This is a genomic window from Streptomyces rubellomurinus (genome assembly GCF_000961885.1).
GTDB lineage: Bacteria > Actinomycetota > Actinomycetes > Streptomycetales > Streptomycetaceae > Kitasatospora > Kitasatospora rubellomurina.
This window is the reverse complement of sequence record NZ_JZKH01000044.1, coordinates 24,691-35,902: the sequence shown is the minus strand read 5'-3', so window position 1 is coordinate 35,902 and position 11,212 is coordinate 24,691. Positions and strand designations below refer to the sequence as shown.

Here is an 11,212-nt window from a genome sequence, read left to right as displayed (position 1 = left end):
GCGGCGGCCCGCCCCGGCAGGCCGCGCCGGAACCCCGGCGGGGCCCGGGACGTTCACCCGGCGCGGCTTGTCGGGCCACCGGCCCGCCCGGCATCATCGGACCCGAGCCCGCCCGTCCCCCCCTCCCCCGGCCCCTCGGAGCACCCACACCATGACCTTCGCCGCCATGCAGCGCTCCCGCAGCGAGGACCGCAGGATCAGCCCGGTGTTCTGGGTGCTCCTCGCCGTCCTCGGCACGTCCGCCTGGGCCCTGCAGGCCGACTACGGCAACATGCGGTTCGGGGTCTTCCTGTTCGTGGTGTCCGGCTGGATGGTCTCGCTCTGCCTGCACGAGTACGCGCACGCGCGCACCGCGCTGCACGGCGGCGACATCACGGTCGGCGCGAAGGGCTACCTCACGCTCAACCCGCTGAAGTACGCCAACGTGCTGTTCAGCTTCGTGCTGCCGCTCGTCTTCATCATCCTGAACGGCATCGGCCTGCCGGGCGGCGCGGTGTGGATCGAGCGCAGCCGCATCCACGGCCGGCTCAAGCACAGCCTGGTGTCGGCGGCCGGCCCGCTGGTGAACGTGGCGTGCGCGGCGGTGCTGCTGATCCCGGTCGGCGCGGGCTGGGTGGAGGGCCTGGGGCTCGTCTCGGCGATGTCGTTCCTCGGCATGCTGCAGATCAGCGCCGCCCTGCTGAACTTCCTGCCGGTCCCCGGCCTGGACGGCTACGGGATCGTCGAGCCCTGGCTGTCGTACCGGACGCGGCGGGCGATCGAGTCGTTCGCACCGTACGGCATGCTCGCGGTGTTCGTGCTGCTGTGGCAGCCGCAGGTCAACCAGGTGTTCTTCGACGCGGTGCGCGGCACGATGGACCTGTTCGGGGTGCCCGGGTACCTCGGCGACCTCGGCTACCACCTGTTCCGCTTCTGGGTCCAGTAGCAGCCGGGCGGGCGCCGGCCGGCCCGGGCGGGGCTCAGCCCCGCTCGGCCACGGCCTGGAGGATCCTGGCCCGGCGGCGGTCCATCCAGATCACGTTGCTCGCCACGCCGGCCATCAGCGGCCACAGGCCCAGGCCCCACCAGAACTGCACCACCGCCGAGATCACGGTGGCCGCCAGCGCGAGGACGACGACGATCAGGGCGAAGAGGGACGTGCGGGGCATGGCGGGGGCTCCTGGGGCGGGGGTACGGCCGGCCGGTCGCGGCCGGAACCCATTGTCGCCGACCTCACCTCCGGGACGGGCCCAGGGGTGAGGCCGACACGACGACGGGCTCGCCGAATCTCAGACGTCCGTGATCCGCAGGCCCGCGTGGGCCTTGTAGCGGCGGTTGACCGAGATCAGGTTGGCCACCAGCGCCTCCACCTGGTGCGCGTTGCGCAGCCGGCCCGCGAACACGCCGCGCATGCCGGGGATCCGCTCGGCCAGCGCCTGCACGACATCGGTGGCGGCCCGCTCCTCGCCCAGCACCATCACGTCGGTGTCGATCCGCTCCACCGACTCGTCCTGCAGCAGCACCGCCGAGAGGTGGTGGAACGCGGCGGTGACCCGGGAGTCCGGCAGCAGCGCGGCGGCCTGCTGGGCGGCACTGCCCTCCTCCGGCTTGAGCGCGTACGCGCCCTGCTTGTCGAAGCCGAGCGGGTTGACGCAGTCGACGACGATCTTGCCCGCCAGCTCCTCGCGCAGCGCGCTCAGGGTGGCGGCGTGCCCGTCCCAGGGCACCGCGACGATCACCACGTCGCTCTCCCTGGCGACGGTGGCGTTGTCGGCGCCGCGCACGCCGAGGCCGTCGCCGAGCCCGGCCGCCGCGGCCTCGGCCCGGGCGGCGTCGCGGGAGCCGATGATCACCTGCTGGCCGGCCCGGGCCAGCCGCAGGGCGAGGCCCCGCCCCTGGTCGCCGGTGCCGCCCAGGACGCCGACCACCAGCTGCGAGACGTCCGGCAGTTCACGGGCCGGCTTCGGCGCGGGCTTCGAGGCCGGCTCTGTCGCTGAATCGAGGGAAGTCATGGGCCGATCCTGCCAAACCCCCGGCCGGACGCGACATCCTGACCCGCATGGACGCGGTGCGGGTGGCGGCAATCCGGGAGCAACTGACAGGAACCGGCTGGCTGGAGGCGGTCGGCGGCTTCGCCGGATCGCTGCGCCGCTCGGTGGAGCGGCGCGGGGCGGGCGACCTGCTGCTGGTCGGCACCGAGGCGTACGAACCCTGGCACCTGGCCGCCCACCTGGAGGACGAGGCCGCCTGGTCGGCCGTCCCCCGGCTGGCGCCCACCCTGCTGCGGCACCGCCCGCCCGCCGGCGCCCCGGCCCACCTGGGGCACGGCCTGCGCCGGCTCGCCGAGGCCGGGCGCGGCGCCACCGTCCTGGTGGTGGCCCCGGAGGCGGCCGGCGGGCCGCTGCTGGAGCGGGTGCGGGACGCCCGGCGGCACGGCGCGACCGTCCTCGCCCTGGACGGCGCCGCACAGGCCCCGTCCGGCGACCTCGCCGGGCTGGCCCACGAGCGGCTGGTCGTCGGCACCGCCGCCGAGGAGCCCTTCGACCTGGCCCAACACCTCGTCAGCGCCGCCGCCGGGCAGCGGCCGACCCGGCGCTCCGCGCTCGGCCGCCTCGCCGACCTGGCCGGCCGGCTGGCCGCGCCGCCCCCGATCAGCCGCTGGTGAAAAACCCGTTGCGGCGCCCGAACGGCCGTCCGAGGATGGTCGTTCGTGAACGACGACGAACCACCGCATACGGGTCGGCTGCGCACCCTGCTGCGCTCGCTGGCGCCCGACCTGTCGCCGTGGCGCGCCTCCCGCGACTTCCGCTACCTCTGGACCAGCGGCTGCGTCACCAGCTTCGGCAGCTTCCTGACCTACGTCGCCGTGCCGATGCAGATCAAGGAACTCACCGACTCCTCCCTCGCGGTGGGCCTGATCGGCGCCGTCGAACTCGTCCCGCTGATCGTCTTCGGCCTGTGGGGCGGCGCCCTCGCCGACGCCCTGGACCGGCGCCGGCTGGTGCTGCGCTCGGAGGCCGCGCTGGGCCTGCTGGCCGCCCTGCTGTTCCTCAACGCCCTGCTGCCGCACCCGCTGCTGTGGCCGGTCTACCTGGTCGCCGCGCTGGTCGCGGCGTGCGACGGCCTGCAGCGCCCGGCGCTGGACTCGCTGCTGCCGCGGCTCGTCGCGCACCAGCACCTCTCCGCCGCCTTCGCCCTCAAGTCCCTGTACCGCAACGTCGCTTCGGTGGCCGGCCCGGCGCTGGCCGGTGTCGTGGTGGCGTTCTCCGGGGTGCAGACCGCGTACGCGCTGGACGTGCTCACCTTCGGCGTCTCGCTGCTGCTGCTGATCCGGATCAAGGCGGTGCCGCCGCCCACCGGCGCCGAACGGCCGTCCGTGCGGGCGGTGTTCACCGGCGTGGCGTACGCGTGGAGCCGCAAGGACCTGCTCGGCACCTACGCGATCGACGTCTGCGCCATGCTGTTCGCCTTCCCGGTGGCCGTCTTCCCGTTCCTGGCCTCGGAGTTGGACGCGGACTGGGCGCTCGGCCCGATGTACGCGGCCTCCGCCGTGGGCGCGCTGCTGGTCGGCGCGACCAGCGGCTGGACGTCCCGAATACACCGGCACGGCCGGCTGCTGGTGGCCGCCGCGGTCGGCTGGGGCGCCGCGATGGCGCTCGCCGGGCTGGCCGGGAACGTCTGGGTGGTGCTGCTGGGCCTCGCGCTGGCCGGCGGCGCGGACGAGATCAGCGGGATCGCCCGCTCGACCATGTGGAACCAGTCCATCCCGGACGAGGTGCGCGGCCGGATGGCGGGCGTCGAACTGCTCAGCTACTCGGTCGGCCCCCAGCTCGGCCAGGTCCGGGCCGGCACCATGGCCGGGCTGATCGGGGTGCGCGCCGCCGTCTGGACCGGCGGCGTGGTCTGCGTCCTCGCCGTCCTGGCGGTCGCCGCCGCGCTGCCCCGGCTGCTCGGCTACGACGACCGCACCGACCCGCACACCGCCGCCGTCCGCGCCGCGCACGAGCGGGCCGAGCGGGAACGGGCCGACCAGGCCGGACAGGCCGACCAGCAGCGGGCCGAACGGCAGCGGGCCGAGCACGAGCCGGCCGAGCGGACGGCGTGACGGCCTACTCCGCCCCGCCCTTCGGCCGGTCGCTCCAGCGCGGGTCGTTGCGCCACTCCCGGTTGCGCTCGTCCGCGATCTCCAGCGCGTGCGCGGCCTCCTCGGGGCTGGCGTACGGGCCGAGGCGGTCCTTGGCCGGGCACTCCGGGCCCTCCTCGACCTTGCCGTGCTTGATGCAGTAGAACCACTCACCGGGCTGGCCGGTCGGCTTGCGGCGGAATCCGATGGGCATGGTGCTCTCCCGGTCCGTAGGGGTGGGTCGCTCCCGATCATTCCCCGCCCGGAGCCGCTCCGCACACCGCCCGGGCGCGGCCGGGCCGACGGCTAGACTCCGGACCATGGCTCTCGTACCCGGCATCCAGTCCCCCATGCGCAAGGTCCCGGCGCACATCGCGCGCCCCGAATACGTCGGCAAGCCCGCCCCGACGCCGTACACCGGGCCCGAGGTGCAGACCGCCGAGACGATCGAGAAGATGCGGATCGCGGGCGGCATCGCCGCCCGGGCGATGGAGGAGGCCGCGAAGCTGATCGCCCCCGGCGTCACCACCGACGAGCTGGACGCCGTCGCCCACGCGTACATGTGCGACCACGGCGCCTACCCGTCCGACCTCGGCTACCGGGGCTTCCCCAAGTCCGTCTGCACCTCGATCAACGAGGTGATCTGCCACGGCATCCCGGACTCGACCGTCCTGGAGGACGGCGACATCGTCAACATCGACGCCACCGCGTACATCCACGGGGTGCACGGCGACCTCAACGCCACCTACCTGGTCGGCGACGTGGACGAGGAGTCCCGGCTGCTGGTCGAGCGCACCCGGGAGTCGCTCAACCGGGCGATCAAGGCCGTCAAGCCGGGCCGTCAGATCAACGTCATCGGACGGGTCATCGAGTCCTACGCCAAGCGCTTCGACTACGGCGTGGTGCGGGACTTCACCGGACACGGCATCAACACGTCGTTCCACTCCGGCCTGATCGTCCCGCACTACGACAGCGAGCGGGCCACCGAGGTCATCAAGCCGGGCATGACCTTCACCATCGAGCCGATGCTGACCCTGGGCACCTACGACTACGAGATCTGGGCGGACGGCTGGACGGTCGTCACCAAGGACCGCAAGCGCACCGCCCAGTTCGAGCACACCCTGGTGGTCACGGCGGACGGCGCGGAGATCCTCACCCTGCCGTAGCGCTCCGCCGTCACGCCGGGCGCCGTCAGCCGATGAGCCACTGCTCCTCGGCGACGGCGCCCACCTCGGTGCACGCGTCCGTCAGCACGTCCAGGACGCGCAGCGGGTCCGGCAGCGGCTGCTCGGGCCCGCGCAGCCACCGCACCTGGGAGCCGTCCGGCAGGGCGGCCGGCGGCAGCAGGGTGTACGAGCCGCGGCAGTGCCAGCGCAGGCCGGGGTGCTCGGACACGGTGTCCGGGGTGGAGTCCAGCGCGCTGTCCCACCACTCGTCCTCGTCCTGCGGGGTGCCGCGGGTGGCGGTGAAGAAGAGGTAGCGGTCCTCGCCCACGGCGGCGACCGGGCCCTCGACGCCGAGCGCGGTCAGCCGCTCCAGCGCCAGCCGTCCGGCCTCGGCCGGGACGTCCAGCACGTCGTGCACCCGGCCGGTGGCGGTGACGAAGTTGGCCTGCGGGTCGCGGGAGAGCCAGCGGGACAGCTGCTCGGGGTCGGTGGTCGCCTGGGTCTGCCAGGCGAAGGAGACCGGGTGCCGGGCCGGGGCCGGACAGGCCACCCGGTCGCAGGAACACCGGTAGCCGGCCGGGTGGGCGGCGGGTGCGAGGGGGAAACCGGCGCGCACGGCGCCGAGCAGCTGATCCAGTCTGGCGGCGGGGTTGTCCGCGCCCCCCGGACGCTGACGATCACGCTTCTGCCACCAGGTCGTCCACCTGCTGCCGGCTTCCATCGGGCCCCTTCCGCGCAACTGCCGTGCCTGGTGCGACACAGCGTTCGACGTACCACTCCGACGCAACGCCCAGCGCCCGCCGCTGCTTCCCGGTTCCCGGGGCGGTGTTCGGCCCTGTCGTCCGCGCCCCGCCGACCGCGGTCCGGGGTCACCGGACGACCGACGTCGGGCCCGCGGCACGGAGGGCGGAAGGAGGTCGCGGCAACACGCTGTCCGCGCCGGTTCCCGGCCGGAGGGCACGCCGATCCGCGCCCCGCCCGGCCCGTACGGGGCCCGCTGACCCGGGGTGAACCCCGAGGGCGTACAGGAAAGGATAGGGGTGCGCGGGGCCTCCGGATGACCGGGGGCGGTGCCTGCCCGGTCACACTCCCGGCACTCCGCCCTCACCGGGCCTCCGTCTCGCGGTGGACACCTCGCGGAGGTGAGACCCTGGAGGGGTGAAGAGCGCGGACACCGAATTCGTGGGCGGCCCCCTGGACGGGCAGGTCCTCCCCATCCCGCTGGGCCCGATGCTCGGCGTGCCGAAGAAGTACAAGGTGCCCGTCCCCGCGCACGGCGGGAATCCCGCGCGCACACTGGTGTACGTCCGCAGCAAGCAGGTGCGGGGGCTCAGCTGGTTCTGGCGCTACGAGTACGACGAGGCGGCCTCCGGCTGACGGACCGCCCGCCCGCATCGCCTCCCCGGGAGGTCCGCATGGCCAGGACGGTACGGCACGTACGGCATCCCGTACGGCACGCCAGGAGCCGGGCGCAGGCGGTCGCGCACCACAACCGGCAGGTCGCCGGGGTCACCGGGGCGCTGCTGCTGGCGGTCTCCCTCTACACCGTGGTGATCGGCCCCAACGGCTGGCTCTGGTTCGGGTGGGCGGTGCTGCTGCTCGCCTGCGCGGCCCTCTTCGTGGTCCGCTGACCCCGCCGGCCCCAGGACGGCGGCACCGCCCCCGTGCGCGCAGCGGCACCGCCCGTCACCGCGGTCCCCCCTCGCCGGTCAGTCATCCTCGGCGAGGATCAGGTACAGCTTCTTGCGGGCCTCGACCAGCACGGCCAGCCCCTTGGTCCGCTGCGCCTCGGTGCCGTTGCGCATGACCTGCTGGATCGCCTGGTCGACCGAGGCCAGCGTCTGGCCGATCTCCTGGACGGCCTCCCAGTCGACCTCCCGGCCGGCCTCCGCCCACGGCTCCGCCGGCCCGGCCTCGGCCTCGGCCCGGCCCGCCTCGGTGAGCGAGACCAGCCGCTTGCCGCCGGTCTCCTCCGCGACGATCAGGCCCTCCTCCTCCAGCAGCTGGAGGTTCGGGTAGATCGAGCCCGGGCTGGGCCGCCAGGCCCCGCCGGTCCGCTCGGTGATCTCGGCGATCATCTCGTAGCCGTGCATCGGCCGTTCCTTGAGCAGCGCCAGCAGCGAGGCGCGCACGTCCCCGCGCCGGGCCCGGCCGCCGCGCCGCCCGTGCGGGCCGCCCCGCCGGCCGCCGAGGCCGCCGAAGCCGTGCCCGTACGGGCCGCCGCGCGGCGGGCCGAAGCCGCCGAAGGCCTCCCGCCCCTCGAAGCCGTCCCCGGGCATCCCCCGGAACTCCGGGCCCGGACCGCGGCGGCGTCCACCACCGCGCGGCCCCTCCCAGCGAGATCGCGTTCCTGAGCGCATCGCGCCCACCTCCTCGAATGTCGGCGAGACAGTCGAGTCACTGTCTCGATAGCTCGACGATATATCGCCGACTGTCACTCGTCAACGGATTCCGATACCCGGGCGCTGACCCGTCTCAGCGAAGGCCGGACGTGTCTCACCGAACTTGCAGGGATGCCAACCCGTCTCAGCGAGGGTTGCTGGCAAGCCGTCCATCTCAACGAAGATTGAGCACCCGACTCGGGCCCAGCACAGGACATCGCAGGCAGCCCGCGCATGATGGCCGCCATGGAGAACGCGATCGAGAAGATCAAGGTCTGGTTCCGGTTCGTCCCGCGCGAGGGCTGGTTCCCTCAGGACATCGAGGGCCTGTGGGCGACAAGACTCAGTGCCGACACGGCCGTAGTTGAGAACGTCCCGTTCCTGCAGGACGGCGTGGCCGAGGGGGACATCGTGCAGTTCCAGACCGACTCAGATGGGCTGCACTGGGCTGTCGGGCGGGTCAGTTCAGCCGGCAACTGCACGGTTCGCGTCGTGCCCGTCCCCTCGGGGCCTCTGGGCCGCAGCCCTCAGGCGGTGCATCAACGCCTGGCTGTCTTCCAGCTTGGCGGTGAGGTCATGAGCACGGACTTCCCCATGGTGGCCTTCAACGTCCCGGCCGACGCGGACTTCGCCGGAATCAAGGCATTGCTGAGCCAAGGGCAGGATGACGGCTGGTGGCACTACGAGGTCGGCTGCGGCACTGACGAGTGGTGGAACGCCTGACCAGAGGCCTCAGCGTCGGCATCCATGTGGATGTGCCCGGTTCCTGAGACGTCCTCAACTCAGTGCATCACTGTGACGCTGTTGCACCCCAGATAACGCTGGTCATCTGGTGCTTCGACCCGTTCTCGCTGGTCAGGGCCTCGGGCGGCAGTAAGCGAAGTAAGGCACGTCACCCAGACGACCCGGGCGTGTTGACTGGAGTCGTGACTTACAGCGCTAGCCCCGTCAAACGTCCGCGCCGGACGAGAGCACAGATGGAAGGCCTGCGGGCCGATCTGTACACGCTCGTCCGGAATACTGACCCACGCGGCGAAAGGAAACTTGGCAGTCTTGTATGAGGGGTACGCCGCTGTTTGACTTGGTGGCCGACACAGTGGACGACTCAGTTAAGCGGGGGATGTACGTTGAGCGGAAATCTGACATCCCTGCTGGTTGCGGCTGTGGGCGTGGTCGGGACGCTTGGTGCCGCAGTCTTGACACAGACCCGTGCGGACCGTCTGAAGCGGCTGGAGCTGGAGCATGCGGCAGCGCAACGGGCTGAGGACCGTGAGCATGCCGAAATGCTGCGCCAAGCCGAGGAAGTACGGGCCCGTCAGCAGGAGAACCTGTCCTCCCGTCGTTCCTGCTATGTCAGCGTGAACACAGCTGCGCGACAGTACATGACGGCATTGCGGAACCACTTGCATGCCGTGCGCCGCGAGTCTGAAATGGAAGCTTCCAGCGAGCGACTGGAGGCCTGCCGAGCGGCTCACCGCGCCAGCTACGCGGAAGCTCAGATGATTGTCCCGTTTGCCGTGCTGGAGTCTCTGCGGGTGGCCAACGCTGGACTCAACGCGGCGTACGGGAAGCTGAAGAGGGTGGAGCGGCAGGATGCCGAGCCTGGTGAGTCTCTGCAGGAAGTCCAGGACTCCATACCTGGTCTATGGGAGTGCCTGAGTGAGATGCGCTGGCAGATGCGGCGCGACTTGGGGATTGACCCGGAGCCTGATGGTGAAGAGTAGTACCTTGAGGCGAGCGCCGCTATCGACGCAGCGGCTCTGCCTGACAAGGTCCGCATCAGCGGAGCCCGCGCACCGCTGGCGGGGTTGGTGGATCTTTGCGGATCCTCTGCCGGTCCTGCTAGGGAGCCTCTAGCCTTGACCCCCATGGGAACAGGTGATGCGCTGTACGCGGAGTGGGAGCGGCGCTGGTCAGGCCGAAACGACCTCGTCTGCGCTGAATGTGTGAGCGATGACGCGCTTCAGGCTGCCCTGCGAGCCGCGGCGGATCCCGACTACGAATGCGACTTCTGTGGGCGTTCGCCGGCTGCCGAGCTCGACGTCCTAACAGAGGCGTTTTTCAACGGTATACGTACGGAGTACGCTGATGCCGGAGATGAGTATGCCTACTGGGAAGGTGAGCTCGCCGCCGTCCGCTCATGGAGCGGAGAAGATCTCGTTGATGAGTACTCGGATGTGTTCCGAAGCGACGAGCTGCACATGGCGGTTCGTAATGCAGCTTTCGGCGATGATGTTTGGGTGGAGACGGACTTCATCGCACTTCGTCACGATGAGGCTCTGCGCGAAGGCTGGGAGCGGCTCTGCAAGCAGGTCATGTACAAAACCCGCTATGTCTTCTGGCTGGGTGCCCGCCAGGAGGACGAGCACTATCTAGGGGCAGGTGAGATACCGGCCGCCGAGATCCTTGATGCTCTCGGAGGGATGATTCCCAAGGTCGGTGTTCTGCGCGAGTTGCCCGCTGGATCCAAACTGTGGCGAGCTCGTACCCATGAGGACCGGGAGGTCTCTTGGGGCGCATCGGACCTGGGCACCGCCCCGCCAGAACGGGCCAAGCAATCAAATCGGATGAGCCCCGCAGGGATTCCATTGTTCTACGGCGCGGACAGCCCGGATACGGCAATTCGGGAGACTTCCGGCCACAGCGACAATGGCAAGCCTTTTGTGACGTTCGCGGAGTTTGAGACCTCGCACCCCTGTATGGTCGTCGACTTCACGCTCCTCGACCCGGTGCCCTCTATCTTCGATGTCGAAAAGCAGGGAGTCCGTCGATCCCTGATGTTCCTACACGACTTCGTGAAGCGCTTGAGTGCCGACCACGACGGACGTGAGCACCTTGAGTACGTCCCGACTCAGGTCGTCACCGAGTACCTGCTGAGGGTCTTCGGCCAGGATCAGCCAGTGGTTGGACTCGTCTTTCGGTCTGCCGCGAAGGGCGCTGGGGACGACAGCATCTGCACCGTTCTTGACGTCCCTCACCTGCGTTGCGTCGAACAGGAGCCCGGCTGGTGTGACGCGGGACTCAGCCTTGGCCTGGTGCCCGGTTCTATGCAGACCGCTGAGCGCCCTGCTTCTGGCCTCGCCTAACCAGGGGGCAAGGTCGCCAACGGGCCGTCAATAATGGGCAGCCCGTTGGACGGGCCATCGAGTGTTGCCCTGACTGAGTGAAATGTGCAGTGCAGTACGTGCACCACAGGTGTTGCAGCGGCTATGGTCGCTCCGACCGCTTCTGAGGTGCGTGGATGCAAACCGCACGCTCGCGGCGCCGTGGAGAAACGTGGGCGACTGGGACCCGAGTGGACGCGCGGTGCCGCGCTCCGTCATGGAGCGGATCGAGCGGTACCAGGGGGACGACCGGACTGCACGACACGGCACGGATTGTGGAGATCGCCGTCTACACCGCGGCCGGCGAGAAGATCCTCGATCTGGGCGAGCCGATCCTGCCGGAGGCGACCGGAATCCGACGGGTTCCGGGAATCCTGAAGCAGAACAGCCACGAACCCGCCGCAGAAGGTCTGTTCTGACCGGAAGTCTGCAGCAGGTTCGTGGCTTTTTTGTGGGGAC

At 70.8% G+C, this 11,212-nt stretch carries 15 protein-coding genes; 10 read left to right on the top strand and 5 right to left on the bottom strand.

Translation table 11 applies throughout. The features are described from left to right. Positions 1-151 precede the first annotated feature (151 nt). Complete coding sequence (locus VM95_RS21445; protein WP_045699330.1) at positions 152-925, top strand: site-2 protease family protein; 774 nt, start codon at positions 152-154, stop codon at positions 923-925. A 34-nt stretch (positions 926-959) separates the two neighbouring features. Here VM95_RS21445 and VM95_RS21440 read toward each other — a convergent pair whose 3' ends face one another. Both VM95_RS21440 and npdG read right to left on the bottom strand, forming a co-directional pair. Beyond that, positions 960-1,148, bottom strand: a complete 189-nt coding sequence (locus VM95_RS21440; RefSeq protein ID WP_045699328.1) for a hypothetical protein — start codon at positions 1,146-1,148, stop codon at positions 960-962. Between the two features lie 120 nt (positions 1,149-1,268). Beyond that, a complete protein-coding gene (gene npdG, locus VM95_RS21435; protein WP_045699325.1) occupies positions 1,269-1,991 on the bottom strand; it encodes an NADPH-dependent F420 reductase in 723 nt (240 codons plus the stop codon). 47 nt (positions 1,992-2,038) lie between these two features. Between npdG and VM95_RS21430 the strand changes: the two genes are divergently transcribed. Both VM95_RS21430 and VM95_RS21425 read left to right on the top strand, forming a co-directional pair. Beyond that, positions 2,039-2,644, top strand: a complete 606-nt coding sequence (locus VM95_RS21430) for a hypothetical protein (protein ID WP_045699323.1) — start codon at positions 2,039-2,041, stop codon at positions 2,642-2,644. A 45-nt stretch (positions 2,645-2,689) separates the two neighbouring features. Beyond that, a complete protein-coding gene (locus tag VM95_RS21425) occupies positions 2,690-4,084 on the top strand; it encodes an MFS transporter (RefSeq protein WP_045699321.1) in 1,395 nt (464 codons plus the stop codon). Positions 4,085-4,088: 4 nt separating this feature from the next. On the opposite strand, the gene VM95_RS21420 is transcribed toward VM95_RS21425, so the two are convergent. Next, positions 4,089-4,316: a hypothetical protein gene (locus tag VM95_RS21420; RefSeq protein WP_045699319.1), complete on the bottom strand. Its 228-nt coding sequence runs from the start codon at positions 4,314-4,316 to the stop codon at positions 4,089-4,091. Positions 4,317-4,422: 106 nt separating this feature from the next. Here VM95_RS21420 and map point away from each other — a divergent pair, with 106 nt between their 5' ends. Beyond that, positions 4,423-5,268: a type I methionyl aminopeptidase gene (gene map / locus VM95_RS21415; protein ID WP_045699317.1), complete on the top strand. Its 846-nt coding sequence runs from the start codon at positions 4,423-4,425 to the stop codon at positions 5,266-5,268. A gap of 25 nt (positions 5,269-5,293) precedes the next feature. On the opposite strand, the gene VM95_RS21410 is transcribed toward map, so the two are convergent. After that, complete coding sequence (locus VM95_RS21410; protein ID WP_045699316.1) at positions 5,294-5,989, bottom strand: bifunctional DNA primase/polymerase; 696 nt, start codon at positions 5,987-5,989, stop codon at positions 5,294-5,296. Positions 5,990-6,426: 437 nt separating this feature from the next. Between VM95_RS21410 and VM95_RS21405 the strand changes: the two genes are divergently transcribed. Beyond that, on the top strand, positions 6,427-6,645 hold the full coding sequence (locus tag VM95_RS21405) for a hypothetical protein (protein ID WP_045699315.1): 219 nt from the start codon (positions 6,427-6,429) through the stop codon (positions 6,643-6,645). A 38-nt stretch (positions 6,646-6,683) separates the two neighbouring features. Further along, complete coding sequence (locus VM95_RS21400) at positions 6,684-6,899, top strand: hypothetical protein (protein ID WP_045699313.1); 216 nt, start codon at positions 6,684-6,686, stop codon at positions 6,897-6,899. 78 nt (positions 6,900-6,977) lie between these two features. Here the strand turns inward: VM95_RS21400 and VM95_RS21395 are convergent, their stop codons facing one another. After that, positions 6,978-7,547 (bottom strand): PadR family transcriptional regulator, encoded by a 570-nt coding sequence (locus VM95_RS21395; RefSeq protein ID WP_425265338.1) that lies wholly within the window; start codon positions 7,545-7,547, stop codon positions 6,978-6,980. Positions 7,548-7,895: 348 nt separating this feature from the next. Here VM95_RS21395 and VM95_RS21390 point away from each other — a divergent pair, with 348 nt between their 5' ends. From VM95_RS21390 to VM95_RS42695, 4 genes are all read left to right on the top strand, one after another. Further along, positions 7,896-8,372, top strand: coding sequence for a DUF4265 domain-containing protein (locus VM95_RS21390; RefSeq protein WP_244178876.1), 477 nt, complete (start codon positions 7,896-7,898; stop codon positions 8,370-8,372). Between the two features lie 404 nt (positions 8,373-8,776). Continuing rightward, the gene (locus VM95_RS21385) at positions 8,777-9,373 is read left to right on the top strand and encodes a hypothetical protein (protein WP_052707487.1); all 597 of its coding nucleotides are present in this window, start codon (positions 8,777-8,779) and stop codon (positions 9,371-9,373) included. Positions 9,374-9,517: 144 nt separating this feature from the next. After that, positions 9,518-10,735: a HEPN-associated N-terminal domain-containing protein gene (locus VM95_RS21380; RefSeq protein WP_078860294.1), complete on the top strand. Its 1,218-nt coding sequence runs from the start codon at positions 9,518-9,520 to the stop codon at positions 10,733-10,735. Between the two features lie 293 nt (positions 10,736-11,028). Next, the gene (locus VM95_RS42695) at positions 11,029-11,172 is read left to right on the top strand and encodes a hypothetical protein (RefSeq protein WP_157882162.1); all 144 of its coding nucleotides are present in this window, start codon (positions 11,029-11,031) and stop codon (positions 11,170-11,172) included. Positions 11,173-11,212: the final 40 nt, after the last annotated feature.